This is a genomic window from Pseudomonas sp. BP01, assembly GCF_022760795.1.
Classification (GTDB): domain Bacteria; phylum Pseudomonadota; class Gammaproteobacteria; order Pseudomonadales; family Pseudomonadaceae; genus Aquipseudomonas; species Aquipseudomonas putida_Q.
Map to the genome: position 1 here is coordinate 107956 of NZ_JAFBKA010000010.1, position 17119 is coordinate 125074.

General features: G+C 62.7%; 15 protein-coding genes. 10 read left to right on the forward strand and 5 right to left on the reverse strand.

Annotated features, from left to right (window positions below; translation table 11 throughout):
* Positions 1 to 43 precede the first annotated feature (43 nt).
* The 6 genes from JOY50_RS11415 (at position 44) to JOY50_RS11440 (ending at position 6774) form a co-directional block, all read left to right on the forward strand.
* A complete protein-coding gene (locus JOY50_RS11415) occupies positions 44 to 1330 on the forward strand; it encodes an ABC transporter substrate-binding protein (protein WP_132843889.1) in 1287 nt (428 codons plus the stop codon).
* A 181-nt stretch (positions 1331 to 1511) separates the two neighbouring features.
* On the forward strand, positions 1512 to 2420 hold the full coding sequence (locus tag JOY50_RS11420; RefSeq protein ID WP_132843886.1) for a carbohydrate ABC transporter permease: 909 nt from the start codon (positions 1512 to 1514) through the stop codon (positions 2418 to 2420).
* Complete coding sequence (locus JOY50_RS11425) at positions 2413 to 3258, forward strand: carbohydrate ABC transporter permease (RefSeq protein WP_132843883.1); 846 nt, start codon at positions 2413 to 2415, stop codon at positions 3256 to 3258. Before JOY50_RS11420 ends, JOY50_RS11425 begins: the two co-directional genes overlap by 8 nt.
* A gap of 3 nt (positions 3259 to 3261) precedes the next feature.
* The gene (locus JOY50_RS11430; RefSeq protein ID WP_132843881.1) at positions 3262 to 4416 is read left to right on the forward strand and encodes an ABC transporter ATP-binding protein; all 1155 of its coding nucleotides are present in this window, start codon (positions 3262 to 3264) and stop codon (positions 4414 to 4416) included.
* Between the two features lie 41 nt (positions 4417 to 4457).
* Positions 4458 to 5801, forward strand: coding sequence for a carbohydrate porin (locus tag JOY50_RS11435; RefSeq protein WP_138737502.1), 1344 nt, complete (start codon positions 4458 to 4460; stop codon positions 5799 to 5801).
* A 118-nt stretch (positions 5802 to 5919) separates the two neighbouring features.
* Positions 5920 to 6774: a D-hexose-6-phosphate mutarotase gene (locus JOY50_RS11440; RefSeq protein WP_019471492.1), complete on the forward strand. Its 855-nt coding sequence runs from the start codon at positions 5920 to 5922 to the stop codon at positions 6772 to 6774.
* On the opposite strand, the gene hexR is transcribed toward JOY50_RS11440, so the two are convergent.
* Entirely contained in the window at positions 6767 to 7630 is an 864-nt protein-coding gene (hexR, locus tag JOY50_RS11445) for a DNA-binding transcriptional regulator HexR (RefSeq protein WP_172455959.1), read from the reverse strand. The two genes, JOY50_RS11440 and hexR, sit on opposite strands and share 8 nt — an antisense overlap.
* A gap of 211 nt (positions 7631 to 7841) precedes the next feature.
* On the opposite strand from hexR, the gene zwf reads away from it, so the two are divergent.
* The 4 genes from zwf to JOY50_RS11465 all read left to right on the forward strand — a co-directional run bounded on the left by zwf (position 7842) and on the right by JOY50_RS11465 (position 11601).
* Positions 7842 to 9311: a glucose-6-phosphate dehydrogenase gene (zwf, locus tag JOY50_RS11450; RefSeq protein WP_138737503.1), complete on the forward strand. Its 1470-nt coding sequence runs from the start codon at positions 7842 to 7844 to the stop codon at positions 9309 to 9311.
* On the forward strand, positions 9298 to 10011 hold the full coding sequence (gene pgl, locus JOY50_RS11455) for a 6-phosphogluconolactonase (protein ID WP_132843875.1): 714 nt from the start codon (positions 9298 to 9300) through the stop codon (positions 10009 to 10011). The genes zwf and pgl overlap by 14 nt, the downstream gene beginning before the upstream one ends.
* Positions 10012 to 10028: 17 nt before the next feature.
* Positions 10029 to 10709 (forward strand): bifunctional 4-hydroxy-2-oxoglutarate aldolase/2-dehydro-3-deoxy-phosphogluconate aldolase, encoded by a 681-nt coding sequence (locus JOY50_RS11460; RefSeq protein ID WP_132843872.1) that lies wholly within the window; start codon positions 10029 to 10031, stop codon positions 10707 to 10709.
* 160 nt (positions 10710 to 10869) lie between these two features.
* Complete coding sequence (locus JOY50_RS11465; protein WP_243055192.1) at positions 10870 to 11601, forward strand: monalysin family beta-barrel pore-forming toxin; 732 nt, start codon at positions 10870 to 10872, stop codon at positions 11599 to 11601.
* 75 nt (positions 11602 to 11676) lie between these two features.
* Here the strand turns inward: JOY50_RS11465 and leuA are convergent, their stop codons facing one another.
* The 4 genes from leuA to JOY50_RS11485 form a co-directional block, all read right to left on the reverse strand.
* Positions 11677 to 13350, reverse strand: a complete 1674-nt coding sequence (leuA, locus tag JOY50_RS11470) for a 2-isopropylmalate synthase (protein ID WP_132843867.1) — start codon at positions 13348 to 13350, stop codon at positions 11677 to 11679.
* Positions 13351 to 13764: 414 nt separating this feature from the next.
* Positions 13765 to 14592 carry a M23 family metallopeptidase gene (locus tag JOY50_RS11475; RefSeq protein WP_019471486.1) on the reverse strand — a complete coding sequence of 276 codons (828 nt, stop codon included), beginning with the start codon at positions 14590 to 14592 and terminating at the stop codon, positions 13765 to 13767.
* Between the two features lie 3 nt (positions 14593 to 14595).
* On the reverse strand, positions 14596 to 15975 hold the full coding sequence (gene xseA, locus JOY50_RS11480) for an exodeoxyribonuclease VII large subunit (protein WP_132843864.1): 1380 nt from the start codon (positions 15973 to 15975) through the stop codon (positions 14596 to 14598).
* 205 nt (positions 15976 to 16180) lie between these two features.
* The gene (locus tag JOY50_RS11485; RefSeq protein WP_138737506.1) at positions 16181 to 17059 is read right to left on the reverse strand and encodes a LysR substrate-binding domain-containing protein; all 879 of its coding nucleotides are present in this window, start codon (positions 17057 to 17059) and stop codon (positions 16181 to 16183) included.
* Positions 17060 to 17119 lie beyond the last annotated feature (60 nt).

Below are 17119 nucleotides of genomic sequence, written 5' to 3' on the forward strand. Positions count from 1 at the left end.
AAGCGACCGACTTGCACGGCATAACAACAAGAAAGGTGCTTCGATGATTCCCACGCTCCGTCTCGCTGCCGCAATTTCCCTGGCTTCATTGCTCCCGCTCAGTGCCCTGGCTGCCGAACCCAAAGGCAGTGTCGAGGTGGTGCACTGGTGGACCTCCGGTGGTGAAAAAGCGGCCGTTGACGTGCTCAAGGCCCAGGTCGAGAAAGACGGCTTTATCTGGAAGGATGGCGCCGTCGCTGGCGGTGGCGGTGCCACGGCCATGACCGTGCTCAAGAGCCGCGCCGTAGCCGGCAACCCGCCGGGTGTCGCGCAGATCAAAGGGCCAGATATCCAGGACTGGGCGGCCACCGGCCTGCTCGACGCCGATGTGCTCAAGGATGTGGCCAAGGAAGAAAAGTGGGACGCATTGCTCGACAAGAAGGTCGCCGACACCGTTAAGTACGACGGTGACTATGTGGCCGTGCCGGTCAACATCCACCGCATCAACTGGCTGTGGATCAACCCCGAAGTCTTCAAGAAAGCTGGCATCGACAAGGCGCCCGCCACCCTCGACGAATTCTACGCTGCTGCCGACAAGCTCAAGGCCGCCGGCTTCATCCCGCTCGCCCATGGCGGTCAGCCGTGGCAGGACAGCACGGTATTCGAAAGTGTGGTGCTGTCGGTAATGGGGGCAGACGGCTACAAGAAGGCCATGGTCGACCTCGACAACGCCGCCCTGACCGGCCCTGACATGGTCAAGGCGCTGACCGAACTGAAGAAGGTCGCCACCTACATGGACCCGGATGGCAAAGGCCAGGACTGGAACCTGGAAGCGGCCAAGGTCATCAACGGCAAGGCCGGCATGCAGATCATGGGCGACTGGGCCAAGAGCGAATGGACCTTGGCCAAGAAAACCGCCGGCAAGGATTACCAGTGTGTGCCGTTCCCCGGTACCGAAAATGCCTTCCTCTACAACATCGACTCGCTGGTGGTGTTCAAGCAGAACAACGCGGGCACGTCTGCCGGCCAGCAGGACATTGCCCGCAAGGTGCTGGGTGAGGACTTCCAGAAGGTATTCAGCAGCAACAAGGGCTCGATCCCGGTACGCAACGACATGCTCGCCAACATGGGCCAGTATGGCTTCGATGCGTGCGCGCAGACCTCCGCCAAGGACTTCCTGGCCGACGCCAAGAATGGCGGCCTGCAGCCGAGCATGGCGCACAACATGGCCACCACCCTGGCCGTGCAGGGCGCCTTCTTCGATGTGGTGACCAACTACATCAACGACCCCAAGGCCGACCCGGCCGATGCAGCGAAAAAGCTGGCAGCGGCGATCAAGGCTGCCCAGTAAAGCGGACGCGATCCCCGTTGTAGGAGCGGCCTTGCGTCGCGATGGGCTGCGCAGCAGCCCCAGAACCTGCGCACTCGATCTTCCCGGTAGGTGTTGACCTTGGGTCCGTTGGGGCTGCTGCGCAGCCCATCGCGACGCAAGGCCGCTCCTACAGGGGAGTGCGGTACCTTTGAGGTGAACCATGACCACGTCTACCGCCCAACTGCGGGCCTCACCCCTGGACGCGCTTCAGCGCTGGCTGCCCAAGCTGGTGCTGGCACCCAGCATGTTCATCGTCCTGGTGGGCTTCTACGGCTACATCCTCTGGACCTTCGTGCTGTCCTTCACCACCTCGACCTTTCTGCCCACCTACAAATGGGCGGGCCTTGCGCAATACGCCCGGCTGTTCGACAACGACCGCTGGTGGGTGGCGAGCAAGAACCTGCTGCTGTTCGGTGGCCTGTTCATCGCCATCAGCCTGGCCATCGGCGTATTGCTGGCGGTGCTGCTGGACCAGCGCATCCGCCGTGAGGGCTTCATCCGCACCATTTACCTGTACCCCATGGCGTTGTCGATGATCGTCACCGGCACCGCCTGGAAGTGGCTGCTCAACCCCGGCATGGGCCTGGACAAACTGTTGCGCGACTGGGGCTGGGAGGGCTTTCGCCTGGACTGGCTGATCGACCCCGACCGGGTGGTGTATTGCCTGGTGATCGCTGCCGTATGGCAGGCTTCGGGCTTCATCATGGCAATGTTCCTGGCCGGCCTGCGTGGTGTCGACCCGTCGATCATCCGTGCGGCGCAGATGGATGGCGCCAGCCTGCCGCGCATCTACTGGACCGTGGTGCTGCCCAGCCTGCGCCCGGTGTTCTTCAGTGCACTGATGATCCTCTCGCACATTGCCATCAAGAGCTTCGACCTGGTGGCGGCGATGACTGCCGGTGGCCCGGGCTACTCGTCCGACCTGCCGGCAATGTTCATGTACTCGTTCACCTTCAGCCGCGGCCAGATGGGCATGGGCTCGGCCAGCGCCATCCTCATGCTCGGGGCGATCCTGGCGATCCTCGTGCCTTACCTGTACTCGGAGCTGCGGAGCAAACGCCATGCATAGCCCTGTCGACAAACCGGCGCTCAGCCTCAGCCGCATCGCCATCCACGCGGTGTTGCTGATCGCTGTGCTGTTGTACCTGGTGCCGCTGGTGGTGATGCTGCTGACCAGCTTCAAGACCCCCGAAGACATCAGCACCGGCAACCTGCTGAGCTGGCCGGCGGTGATTACCGGCATTGGCTGGGTCAAGGCCTGGGGCACGGTCAGCGGTTACTTCTGGAACTCGATCATGATCACCGTGCCAGCGGTGCTGATCTCCACCACCCTTGGCGCGCTGAACGGCTATGTGCTGTCGATGTGGCGCTTTCGCGGCTCGCAGCTGTTCTTCGGCCTGCTGCTGTTCGGCTGCTTCCTGCCATTCCAGACCGTGCTGCTGCCGGCTTCCTTCACCCTCGGCAAGCTGGGCCTGGCCAGCACCACCGGCGGCCTGGTGCTGGTGCACGTGGTCTATGGCCTGGCCTTCACCACGCTGTTTTTCCGCAACTTCTACGTGAGCATCCCCGATGCACTGGTCAAGGCCGCGCGCCTGGACGGTGCCGGGTTCTTCACCATCTTCCGGCGCATCATCCTGCCGATGTCCACGCCCATCATCATGGTCTGCCTGATCTGGCAGTTCACCCAGATCTGGAACGACTTCCTGTTCGGCGTGGTGTTTTCCAGCGGTGATTCGCAACCGATCACCGTGGCCCTGAACAACCTGGTCAATACCAGCACCGGGGCCAAGGAATACAACGTCGACATGGCGGCAGCGATGATCGCCGGCCTGCCAACCCTGCTGGTCTACGTGGTGGCAGGCAAATATTTCGTGCGCGGGCTGACGGCCGGCGCGGTCAAGGGGTAAGTCATGGCTACGCTCGAACTTCGCAATGTGAACAAGACCTACGGCAGCGGCCTGCCGGACACCCTCAAGGACATCCAGCTGTCGATCAAAGATGGCGAGTTCCTGATCCTGGTTGGCCCCTCCGGTTGTGGCAAATCCACCCTGATGAACTGCATCGCCGGCCTGGAGCAGATCACCGGTGGGGCGATCCTCATCGACGAGCAGGACGTCAGCGGTATGAGCCCCAAGGACCGTGACATCGCCATGGTGTTCCAGTCCTACGCGCTGTACCCGACCATGAGCGTGCGCGAGAACATCGAGTTTGGCCTGAAGATCCGCAAGCTGCCCCAGGCCGCGATCGACGAAGAAGTGGCGCGGGTGGCCAAGCTGCTGCAAATCGAGCACCTGCTGGCGCGCAAGCCGGCACAACTGTCCGGTGGCCAGCAGCAACGGGTAGCCATGGGCCGGGCGCTGGCGCGGCGGCCAAAGATCTACCTGTTCGATGAGCCGCTGTCCAACCTCGATGCCAAGCTGCGGGTCGAGATGCGCACCGAAATGAAACTGATGCACCAGCGCCTGAAGACCACCACCGTGTACGTCACCCATGACCAGATCGAGGCCATGACCCTGGGTGACAAGGTGGCCGTGATGAAGGACGGCATCATTCAGCAGTTCGGCACCCCGCAGCAGATCTACAACGACCCGGCCAACCAGTTTGTCGCCAGCTTCATCGGTTCGCCGCCGATGAACTTCATCCCGGTACGCCTCACGCAACAGGACGGGCGCCTGCTGGCCGTGCTGGACAGTGGCCAGGCGCGCTGCGAGCTGCCCTTGGGGGTAGCCGATGGCGAGCTTGAAGGCCGCGACCTCATCCTTGGCATCCGCCCCGAGCAGATCGCCCTGGGCGCCGCCGAGGGCAACGGCCTGCCGGGCATCCGCGCCGAGGTGCAGGTAACCGAACCCACCGGGCCGGACCTGCTGGTGTTCGTCACGCTCAACCAGACCAAGGTGTGCTGCCGCCTGGCGCCCGATGTGGCGTGCCGGGTCGGTGACACCCTTGACCTGCAATTGGACCCGGCCCGGGTGCTGCTGTTCGATGCCAGCACGGGCGAGCGCCTACACCTGGCCAGCACGGGTGCTGCGGTAAAGGACAACGTGGCTCACTTCAAAGGCCGTTGACTCGTCTACACCATCAATAAGAAAAAAGAGGACGCATAGGGATGGAACAGCGCAAACGTATCAGGACATTGGGCTCGCTGGCTTTGCTCGCCGTTGTCGGCAGCAGCGGCGCGCAGGCTGCCGAGGCTTTTTCCAGCGAATCGAAGTGGATGACCGGTGATTGGGGCGGCACCCGTACCGAGTTGCTGGAGAAGGGTTACGACTTCACCCTCGACTACGTCGGCGAGGTAGCCGGCAACCTGCACGGTGGCTACAACGACGACAAGACTGCACGCTACAGCGACCAGTTTGCCCTTGGTGCACACCTGGACCTGCAGAAGATCTTTGGTTGGCACGATGCTGAGTTCAAGTTGGCGATCACCGAGCGCAGCGGCCGCAACCTGTCCAACGACCGTATCAGCGACCCGCGCGCCGGGCAGTTCAGCTCGGTGCAGGAAGTGTGGGGCCGAGGACAGACCTGGCGTCTGACCCAGATGTGGTTCAAGCAGAAGTATTTCGACGGTGCCCTGGACGTCAAATTCGGCCGCTTCGGCGAGGGCGAGGACTTCAACAGCTTCCCTTGCGACTTCCAGAACCTGGCCTTCTGCGGCTCTCAGGTGGGCAACTGGGTGGGCGGCATCTGGTACAACTGGCCGGTCAGCCAGTGGGCGCTGCGGGTGAAATACAACATCACCCCGGAATTCTTCGTACAGGTCGGCGCCTTCGAGCAGAACCCCTCCAACCTGGAAACCGGCAACGGCTTCAAGCTCAGCGGCAGCGGCACCAAGGGGGCGATCCTGCCGGTGGAGGCGGTGTGGTCGCCCAAGGTCAACGACCTGCCGGGCGAGTACCGCCTGGGCTACTACTACAGCACGGCCAAGGCCGACGATGTGTTCGACGACGTCAATGGCAACCCGCAGGCGCTGACTGGCGGGGCCTTCAAGTCGCATTCCAGCAAGCATGGCTGGTGGGTAGTGGCGCAGCAGCAGGTCACGGCTCATGGTGGCGACGTCAACCGCGGCCTCAGCCTGTTCGCCAACTTCACCGTGCACGACAAGGCTACCAACGTGGTCGACAATTACCAGCAGGTGGGGCTGGTCTACAAAGGTGCCTTCGACGCCCGGCCCAAGGATGACATCGGCTTCGGTGTGGCGCGTATTCATGTGAATGACGACGTGAAGAAACGCGCCGAACTGCTCAACGCCCAGAGTGGTATCAACGATTACGACAACCCAGGCTTCGTGCCGCTGCAACGCACCGAGTACAACGCCGAGCTCTACTACGGCTTCCACGTCACCAACTGGCTGACCGTGCGGCCTAACCTGCAGTTCATCAAGAGCCCGGGCGGGGTGGATGAAGTGGACAACGCGCTGGTCGCAGGCTTGAAGATTCAGTCGTCATTCTGAGGCCATTTGTTGTAAATTTACGCCAATCCCTTTTCGGTTCCCCGGCACCCACTGGCCTGCAGTGGTTGTCGGGGATAGGCCGAGACAGCGCTATCTCAAACAACAAGAGCTCTGAACCATGCCCGAACATCCGCTCCATCGCTTCTTTGCCTCGCAGCGGCCAAGGCCGACATTCGAGTGGGAGCGTTACCAGCAGCGCGATGTGCTGATCATCGATCACCCCCGTTGCCAAGCGGTCTTCAGCCGCCAGGGCGCGCAGTTGCTGCACTTTCAACCGGCAGGTGAGCGGCCGTGGCTGTGGTGCGCCGAGCAGTGGCCGCAGGTGGGGGCGATCCGTGGCGGCGTGCCGGTGTGCTGGCCGTGGTATGGCCGTCACCCCAGCGAGGACCTGTGGCCGGCCCACGGCTGGGCGCGCCTGCTGGACTGGAAGCTGGTGGACAGCCGCGAAGACGAGGAGGGCGTGACCCTGAAGTGGCGCCTGGACCTGTGCGACTGGCAGGTCGACCTGCACGCAAGGCTGGGCAGCCGTATGGAGCTGAGCCTGAGCACCGAGCACCAGGACAGCGAACCTTGCCAGCTGAGCCATGCACTGTTGGCCTATTGGCGGATCAGTGACGTGTCCGAGATAGCGCTGTCTGGGTTGGAGGATATCGAAGGTTACGACCGCCTCAACCGCCAGGCCTGCCGTGAGGATGGCGCGCTCAAGCTCAAGGGTGGCTGCCAGAAGGTCTACCCGGGCACCCCGCGGGTACAGTTGCAGGACCCGGCCTGGCAGCGCGAGCTGTGCATAGACACGGGTGACAGCGACGACACCGTGGTCTGGCACCCGGGCAACCGACCGTTGATGGGCGTAACTGGCCGTGAAAGCCAGCGCTTTGTCTGCGTCGAGGCCGCCAGCGGCAGTGGCGAGGGCTTGAGCCTGGCGCCGGGGCAGCGTGCCCACCTGCGGCTGCAGGCGCACCGGCTCAGTTGAGTTCGTCGTCCTCGATCGGGTAGCGGCTGGCGTTCAGGCTTTCCTTGATCTTGCGCAGGTGCGGCTGGAAGTCGACGCCACGGCGCAGGGTCATGCCGGTGGCCAGCACATCGAGCACGGTCAGCTGGATGATTCGCGAGGTCATCGGCATGTAGATGTCGGTGTCTTCCGGCAACGGAATGTGCAGGCTCAGGCTGCAGGCGTTGGCCAGCGGCGAGCCGGCAGCGGTCAGGCCCAGCACCGAGGCGCCGTTTTCACGGGCCAGGCGGGCCACTTCGACCAGTTCGCGTGTGCGCCCGGTGTAGGAAATGATCACGAACAGGTCGCCGGTGTGGGCCACCGAGGCCAGCATGCGCTGCATCAGCACATCGGCGTGGGCCGATACCGCCAGGTTGAAGCGGAAGAACTTGTGCTGCGCATCCAGGGCCACCGGGGCCGAGGCGCCCAGGCCGAAGAAATGGATCTGCCGGGCCTGGATCATCATGTCCACGGCACGGCTGACCTGCTGCGGGTCCAGTAGCTGGCAGGCGCCGTCGAGGGAGGCGATGGCGCTGGCGAAGATCTTCTGGGTGTAGGCTGCCGGGTCATCGTCGGCCTCTACCGCGCGGCTGACGTAGGCGGCGCCGCTGGCCAGGCTCTGCGCCAACTGCAGCTTGAGTTCGGGGTAGCCGCTGACGCCGAACGAGCGGCAGAAGCGGTTGACGGTCGGTTCGCTGACCTTGGCCGCCTGGGCCAGTGCAGCAATGCTGAAACGGGTGGCTTGTTGCGGGTTGAGCAGGATGACTTCGGCGACTTTGCGTTCGGCCTTGTTCAGCTCGTCGAGGCGTCCCTGGATCTGTTCCAGGAGGTTTCGCACGCGGTCCATGGGTGTGTCCTTGGGTCGGGAAGACAGCCGGCTGACGAAGCAGCAGGCTTTTTGCACGGTCGTCTATCGTACTGTCGGTGCGGGTGGCGCACCACTTGTCTGTAATACTTGTGTGTAATGTTGTGGTTTTTACTACATTATCCCTTGAAAACCGTATGTGAAAGCGGTATTCCTAGACCAACTTTAGGAAAGAACCTACATCATGGCTGCAATCAGTGTCGAACCTTGCACATTTGCCCTCTTTGGCGCCCTTGGCGACCTGGCATTGCGCAAGCTGTTTCCTGCGCTCTACCAGCTCGACCGGGCTAACCTGCTGCACCCCGACACGCGCCTGATGGCGCTGGCCCGCGAGGCAGGCAGTGCGCAGGAGCACCTGAACAGCATCGAAGTCCACCTGCGCCGCCATGTGCCCGAGGCCGATATCGAGCCTGCAGCACTGGGCCGCTTCCTGGCCCGGTTGAGCTACCAGCACCTGGATTTCCTGGAACCTGAGGGCTACCAGGCCTTGGCCGAGCAGTTGCCCGGCGAACTGCCGCTGATCGCCTACTTCGCTACGGCAGCAGCGGTATACGGGGCCATCTGCGAAAACCTCGACAAGGCCGGGCTGGCCCCGCGTACCCGGGTGGTGCTGGAAAAGCCCATCGGCCACGACCTGGAGTCGTCGCGACGGGTCAACGATGCCGTGGCGCGGTTCTTCCCCGAAAACCGGGTGTACCGTATCGACCATTATCTGGGCAAGGAGACGGTGCAGAACCTGATTGCCCTGCGCTTCGCCAATAGCCTGTTCGAAACCCAGTGGAACCAGAATTCCATCTCCCACGTGGAGATCACCGTCGCCGAAAAGGTCGGTATCGAAGGCCGCTGGGGCTACTTCGACAAGGCCGGCCAGCTGCGCGACATGATCCAGAACCATCTGCTGCAGCTGCTGTGCCTGATCGCCATGGACCCGCCTAGCGAGCTGTCCGCCGATGCCATTCGTGACGAGAAGGTGAAGGTGCTCAAAGCCCTGGCACCGATCACGGGCGAGGGGCTGAGCACCCAAGTGGTGCGCGGTCAGTATATTGCCGGCTACAGCGAGGGCAAGCCGGTGCCGGGTTACCTGGAAGAGGACAATGCCAACGCCCGCAGCGACACCGAAACCTTCGTCGCCCTGCGTGCCGATATCCGCAACTGGCGCTGGTCGGGCGTGCCGTTCTACCTGCGTACCGGCAAGCGCATGCCGCAGAAGCTGTCGCAGATCGTCATCCACTTCAAGGAAACGCCGCACTACATCTTCGCCCCGGAACAGCGTTTGCAAATCGGTAACAAGCTGATCATTCGCCTGCAACCGGACGAAGGCATTTCTTTACGGGTGATGACCAAAGAGCAGGGCCTGGACAAAGGCATGCAGCTGCGCAGCGGCCCGTTGCAGCTCAATTTTTCTGACACCTGGCGCAGCACGCGGATTCCGGATGCCTACGAGCGCCTGTTGCTCGAAGTGATGCGTGGCAACCAGAACCTGTTCGTGCGCAAGGACGAAATCGAATATGCCTGGAAGTGGTGCGACCAGTTGATCGCCGGCTGGCGTAATGCAGGCGATGCGCCCAAGCCTTACGCGGCGGGCTCCTGGGGGCCGATGAGCTCGATTGCATTGATCACACGCGATGGGAGGGCGTGGTATGGGGATATCTGAACTGAAGTTGCCGGCAGCCGTAAAGGTTCACGACCTGGCGGACGCCAAGGTGCTGGCTGCAACGCTGGCCCATGATGTGGCCGAGCGCCTTCGTGCAGCGATTGCTGCCAAGGGCCAGGCCTGCGTGGTGCTGTCTGGTGGCCGTAGCCCGGTGCCATTCCTTGAGAAGCTGGCCAGTGAAAACCTGGACTGGGCCAAGGTCACCGTCAGCCTGGCCGATGAGCGGTGGGTGCCGGTAGAGCACGCTGACAGCAACGCAGGCCTGTTGGCCCGCCACCTGCTCAAGGGCGCGGCGGCCGAGGCCCGCTTTGTCGGCCTGTACCAGCAGGCAGAAAACCTCGATGCCGCTGCTGGCAAGGCCGACCAGGCTCTGCTCGCACTGCCGCCAATCGATGTACTGGTGCTGGGCATGGGTGACGATGGCCATACCGCCTCGCTGTTCCCCGCCAGCCCCAACCTGGAAGCAGGCCTGGACCTGGCCAACCCGCGTCGCTGCCTGCCATTGCTGGCGCCGAGCGTGCCGCACCAACGCCTGTCGATGACCCGTTCGCTGCTGGCCAGCGCCACCTTCACAGCGCTGTCCGTGCAAGGGCCGGGCAAACTCGCTACCCTGCGCGCCGCGCTGGCGGGCAACGACCTTACTGAAATGCCGATTCGCGCTTTTCTTCACGACCCCCTGGACATCTACTGGTGCCCATGAGCCAAGGATCCACTGTCATGACCACCCTCGAACGCCCACAGCCAAAGCTCTCGATGGCCGCCAAAGCCGCCAGGATCGACGCCATCTGCGAAAAGGCGCGCATCCTGCCGGTCATCACCATCGCCCGTGAGGAAGACATCCTGCCGCTGGCCGATGCACTGGCCGCCGGCGGCATCCGTACCCTGGAAGTGACCCTGCGTTCGCAGCATGGGCTCAAAGCCATTCAGGTGCTGCGTGAGCAGCGCCCAGAGTTGTGTGTAGGGGCCGGTACCGTGCTTGATCGCAGCATGTTCGCCGCTGTCGAAGCCGCCGGCGCACAGTTTGTCGTCACCCCGGGCATTACCCAGGACATTCTAGAGGCAGGCGTGGACAGTGAAATCCCGCTGCTGCCAGGCATCAGCACGCCATCCGAAATCATGATGGGCTACGCCTTGGGCTACCGCCGGTTCAAGTTGTTCCCGGCGGAAATAAGCGGCGGCGTAGCTGCGATCAAGGCCTTTGGTGGCCCGTTCGGCGATATTCGCTTTTGCCCAACCGGCGGTGTGAACCCGGCCAACGTGCGTAACTACATGGCCTTACCCAATGTGATGTGCGTGGGTGGCACCTGGATGCTCGACAGTAGCTGGATAAAGAACGGCGATTGGGCGCGGATCGAAGCGTGCAGTGCCGAGGCGATCGCGCTGCTGGACACCCACTGAATTTGTTGTGTGCTTTACGGCTTATGGGGCGCTTGGTCGGCGCCCCTTTTTTTTGCCTGAAGCGGGTGCTGACAAGGAACCGCTTCATGCTTCGCTGCAAGCACTGTTGTTCCTAAAGTTGACGGTCTCAACCAAACGTCAATGGCAGGAGTGTGTGAGTATGATCGATACAAAAATGTTCCAGCAGATTGGCTATATGCCGGAGAAGCGCGGTAGTTACGAAATTGACAACTATTTGCTGGGCGAAACCGGACAGGTGCTTAATCCCGGTTGCTGGGTGCGAGGCAGGACCATATATGGGGACATGTATATCTGGAATCAGAACTGGGGGACCTACAGCGTACCGGTGTTTGCCTACCTGGAGCATGTGCAGACGGTGCGTATTCCGAGCGCCACCAAATACACTCACGCCGTTGAAATCACGGAGGGATTCAGCTCGTCAGTTAGCCATACGACGGAGGCCGAGCTTTCTGTAGGCAGTGGATTCGTGCTGTTAGGCGCTGGAGGGGTAAAGCTCTCTAACAGCTATACCGAAGGCGTTCATGGGTCCAACAAGCGTACGGAGTCCTATGAGATACAGGGGCCGGGCGTTTATAACTTCTATCAAGTGCACATGGTGTTTGCGCACAAGGCGACATCGGCAGGCCATCTTGAAAGCATGTTCCAGTATTCCCAAGTGGCCACGGATGGAAGCGGGCGGGAAGACTTGTGCTTCCTCACCTCCATAGCAACCGATACCGTCGTGCCGGTCGCAAGCGATTCCTCGATCTCGCCGCTGGGTTGGCATGAAATCCAGAAGGCTGTGCTGATGGAAAATTACAAGGCTTCGGACAATAGCGGCCACTGGCTGTTCTATCCGAATGCCTACCATAAGCCTGGCTCGCGCTACTGAGTATTGTTTGCCTGAAAGGGCGGCATCGGCCAAAAAAATCCCGCACAAGATGCGGGATTTTTATTGCAGGTCGGCTCAGGCTGCCTTGGCATCCTGCTGGCTCAGCGAGCGGTTCAATGCACTGAACAGTGCCTTGAAGCTGGCCGTGGTGATGTTTTCATCGATGCCCACGCCATGCACCGGGCGGCCACCGGCCACACGCAGTTCAATGTAGGCAGCGGCCTTGGCATTGGTACCTGCGCCAATGGCGTGCTCGTTGTAGTCCATGATTTCCACCGAGATCGGCAGGCCGGCTACCAGGGCTTCCAGGGCGCCATTGCCCTTGCCGCGCCAGTGCAGGGTGGTTTCGCCTTCACCGGCAACTTCCACTTCCACGGCGCTGTGGCCGTTCTCTTCCTGCAGGCGGTGGCTGACCAGTGCGTACGGCGCGTTGGCCTGGAGGTATTCCTTATGCAGCAGGCTGTAGATCTGCTGGGCGGTCATCTCCAGGCCCAGACGGTCGGTTTCACCCTGCACCACCTGGCTGAACTCGATCTGCATGCGGCGTGGCAGGCTGATGCCGTATTCCTGCTCGAGCAGGTAGGTGATGCCGCCTTTACCCGACTGGCTGTTGACGCGAATCACCGCCTCGTAGCTGCGGCCGATGTCGGCCGGGTCGATCGGCAGGTACGGCACTTCCCACCGTTCGCCTTCCTGTTGCTTGGCGAAGCCCTTGCGGATGGCGTCCTGGTGCGAGCCGGAGAACGCGGTGTGGACCAGGTCGCCCACGTACGGGTGGCGTGGGTGCACCGGCAGCTGGTTGCACTCTTCGACCACCTTGCGCACGCCGTCGATGTCGGAGAAATCCAGCAACGGGTCGATGCCTTGGGTATAGAGGTTCAGCGCCAGGGTCACCAGGTCTACGTTACCGGTACGCTCGCCGTTGCCGAACAGGCAGCCTTCGGCACGGTCGGCGCCGGCCATCAGGCCCAGCTCGGTGGCGGCGATGCCGGTGCCACGGTCGTTGTGGCAGTGCAGGCTGATGATCACGCTGTCGCGGCGGCTGACATTGCGGCAGAACCATTCGATCTGGTCGGCGTAAATGTTTGGCGTGGACACTTCCACGGTGGCCGGCAGGTTGAGGATGATCTTGTGCTCAGGCGTCGGGTTCCACACCTCGATAACCGCGTCGCAGACTTCCTTGGCGAACTCCATTTCAGTGGCGCTGAAGGTTTCTGGCGAGTACTGGAAGGTCCACTGGGTTTCCGGCTGCTGGGCAGCGTACTTGACGAACAGCTTGGCCGCGTTTACCGCGATGTCCTTCACGCCCTGCTTGTCCTGGTTGAAGACAATGCGTCGGAACGACGGGCTGGTGGCGTTGTACAGGTGGACGATGGCCTTTTTCGCACCGCGCAGCGACTCGAAGGTGCGGGCGATCAGGTCTTCACGGGCCTGGGTGAGCACCTGGATGGTGGTGTCGTCAGGGATGTGGCCGTCTTCGATCAGGGTACGCACGAAGTCGAAATCGGTCTGCGAGGCAGACGGGAACGACGCTTCGATTTCCTTCACGCCTACCTGCACCAGGGTCTTCCAGAAGCGCAGTTTCTTCTCCGAATCCATCGGCTCGATCAGCGACTGGTTGCCATCACGCAGGTCGGAGCTGCACCAGATCGGCGCGGCGGTGATGGTCTTCGACGGCCAGGTACGGTCGGGCAGGTCGATGGTCGGGAAGGCGCGGTACTTCTTCGAAGGGTCTTTGAGCATGGACATGGAAGCAATCCTTTTGTGTGCGGCCGAGATCGGGCCTGCCGAGCGATAACGAGATGAAGAGGCGAGGCGACGCGATTCAGCCTGGTAGTCGGGCGCTGACCAGGCAGAGGCTGCGATGTTGTCGGAGCAGGATGAGGGTGCTGAAGGTTTTCATGCCTTCAACCCTAACCAGAGAGGTGAGGGATGGCAAGTGTTCAGGAAAAATTGAGAGGAATGCTTAAAAAACGTTAATGGGCGAGATTTTATGGCTGTAATTGGCTGAGTGTTTCTTTATTTTTGCGCGGTATATTTCGATGGCGCAACCCAGTGGTATGGGTGCTGACAGTGCTGGCCTCTTCGCGGGCTTGCCCGCTCCCACAGGTACGGCGCAGTGTCTGTGGGAGGGGGCATGCCCGCGAAGCAGGCGCCGCAGCTTCAGGGTTGAAACGCACCAATGAAAATCGCCGGGTCCACCCGCGCATCATTCAGGCTGACGTTCCAGTGCATGTGCGGCCCGGTTGCCCGCCCGGTCGAGCCCACGCGCCCGACCACCTCGCCACGGCGCAGTGATTGCCCCACCTGCACATCGATCTTCGACATGTGGCAGAACATGCTGATAAAGCCCTGCCCATGGTCGACGAACACCGTGCGGCCGTTGAAGAAGTAGTCCCCCACCAGAATCACCTTGCCATTGGCCGGTGTCTTGATCGGTGTGCCCGCCGGCACCGCGAAGTCCAGCCCGGCATGCGGGTTGCGCTCCTCACCGTTGAAGAAGCGGCGCACGCCGAATTTGCTCGACAACGGGCCGTTGACCGGCTTGTCGAGGATCAGGTTGCTCGGCAGGGTAGGGCTGAAGCTACGGTAGGCCTTGATCTGCTCGGCCAGTTCGCGGTCGATGCGCTTGAGGTCGGCCGGGTTCGGATTCACCTGGCGAGTGTTCTTCAGGGTGATGCGCTGTTCAGGGTACTTCTTGCTCCCGACGCTGAAGGGCAGGGTCCGGCCGTCCTGGCTCAGCACGGCTGTACCGGGCTTCTGGGTCAGCGGGATGCCGACGATGGCCAGCCAGTTGTCTTGCTCCTTCACCACCAGCACCGGCTTGCCGTCGAAACGGGCGCTGGGCGCGCTGGCGGCGGGGCCCAGGTCAACCACCGCCACGCCACCAGGCACCGGCTTGTTCAGTGTGCGGGTGATATAGCTGGCCTGGGCGCCGCCGGCGAGCAGCACGAGGGAGAGGGCGAGCAGGGGCGCGAGCAGGCGGGGCATGTGTCAGTCCAGTAATGAGAGGGTGACCGGGGTCAGGTGGTTGTCTTCGACCCGCACCTGCAGTTCGCCTTCGTTCAGGCGCGCGGTCAGGCGCTGGCCATTGCGGGTCTGTTCGGCGCTGCGAATGGCCTGGCCCTGGTCGTCCAGCAAGATGCTGTAGCCGCGGGCGAGGGTAGCCAGGGGGCTGACCACTTGCAGGGTTTGCAGCTGGGCCTGGAAGCGTTGGCGACGGTCTTTCAACACCTCGCGCATGGCCCGTGGCAGGCGCTCGGCCAGGCTGTCGAGGCGCTGGCTCAGCAACTTCAGGTTGCGCCCCGGGTGCTGCGCGGCCAGGCGGGTGTCCATGCGTGCCAGGCGCTCGCGGCGCTGGTTGAGGCTGAGCATGAAGGCGCGGCGCAGGCGCATGTCCAGGTCGTCCAGGCGCTGGGCCTGCTGGCGCAGGCGTTCGCCCGGGTGGCGCAGGCGCCGGGTCAGTGACTCCAGGCGCAGCCGGTCATGGGTCAGGCGGTTCTGCATGCGCAGCAGCAGGCGCCGCTGCAGGCCGTCCAGTCGTTGCTGCAAGCCACTGTTGTCGGGGGCCAGCAACTCGGCGGCGGCAGACGGCGTGGGGGCGCGTACGTCGGCGACGAAGTCGCTGATCGACACATCGGTTTCATGGCCCACGGCGCTGACGATAGGGGTAACGCAGGCGGCCACGGCACGGGCCACAGCTTCTTCGTTGAAGCACCACAGGTCTTCCAGCGAACCACCACCACGGGCCAGGATCAGCGCATCGAAACCAAGGCTGTCGGCCAGGCGAATGGCGCGCACGATCTGCGCGATGGCTTCGCGGCCCTGTACCGCCGTGGGAATCAGGTTCAGTTCCACCTGTGGGGCGCGGCGGCCGAACACGCTGATGATGTCGCGGATTACAGCGCCGGTAGGCGAGCTGATGATGCCGATACGCTGAGGGTGGGCCGGTAGCGGTTTTTTGCGTTCGGTGCTGAACAGCCCCTCGGCACTGAGCTTTTCCTTCAGCGCCTCGAAGGCCAGGCGCAGTGCGCCGTCCCCGGCCGGCTCGACGGTGTCGAGAATCAGCTGGTAATCGCCACGCCCTTCGAACAGCGAAACCTTGCCGCGTACCCGCACAGCCAGGCCGTCGCGCAGGGCCTGGCGCACCCGCGTGGCGTTCTGCCGGAACAGCGCACAGCGCACCTGGGCGCCGCTGTCCTTGAGGGTGAAGTACATGTGGCCGGACGCCGGACGGGCGAGGTTGGAAATTTCGCCTTCCACCCAGACGCTGCGGAACACGTCTTCCAGCAGCACGCGGGCGCGGCCATTTAGTTGGCTGACGGTAAGGACCTCACGGTCCAGGCCGAGTCGTTCGAAGGGGTCTTTGATCATGGCGGGCATCATAAAGGACATCGGCCCCGGTTGTCTGTCCCGGCCCTGATCCGGGATATTTCGCGGTCCCTGTAGGAGCGGCCTTGCGTCGCGAAAGGACCGCAAGGCGGTCCCAGGTTATCAGTTTCGCCGCATCTATTGCCGGGGCTGCTTTGCAGCCCTTCGCGACGCAAGGCCGCTCCTACAACGGCTGGGTGTTGCCGCTTCAAGCCTGCATGGCTGTCACGAATTGCCTGGCCAACTGCCCCGCATCGCGACGACAGGCCAGTGCCACGGTGCTCTGGCAATCACCCTCCAGCGCCACGAAGCTAACCGATACCGGCGCAATCTCGCGCATGCACTGCGGCAACAGCGCCACCCCGAAGCCCGCCTGAATCAGCTGCAACTGCGTGGTCTTGCGCGACAGCACCTGCGCTGCTTGCGGGAAAAAGCCTGCTTCCATGCACAGCGAAGCCGACAGGTAACTCAGCCCGCCACGGTCCCGGTGGGGGATGGAAATAAAGCGTTCTTCCCTCAACTGCTTCAGTTTCACCCGCGGCGTGCTGGCTAAAGGGTGCCCGGCAGCAACCGCCAGCAACAAGGGCTCGCTGAGCAGGTCATGCAGCACCACACCTTCATGCTGGCGTAGCACCGGCAAGCGCAGCAGGCCGATATCCAGCCGCCCGGCAGCAATATCTTCCAGCTGTGCCTCCGAAGACTGTTGAGCAATTTCCAGCGAAACCCCCGGGTTGTCTTTCAGGTAGTTGCCCAGGCGAGCCAGCAGCGTGCCGGTCAGTGGCACGGTACTGGAATGGTTCAGGCGCAGACTGCCTTGCAGCCCCTCGCCAATGTCGCGGGTTACCCGCTCGGCCTGTGCCAGGTCGGCCAGCAAGCGCCGCGCCCGTTCAAGAAAGGCTTCGCCGGCCAGTGTCAGACGTGGCAGGCGCGCGGTGCGCTCGAACAGCGGCGTCCCCAGTTGTTGCTCCAGCTCCTTGATCTGCCGGCTAAGCGCCGACTGAGCGATGTACAGCCGTTCGGCGGCAGCGCTGAAACTGCCGCACTCGGCGATTGCCACGAAGTAACGCAACTGGCGGATCGACGTCATGTCATGCCTTTTCGAGATGGCTTTAGCGATAAAGGCATATTAGTCGGCATGGCTCATCGC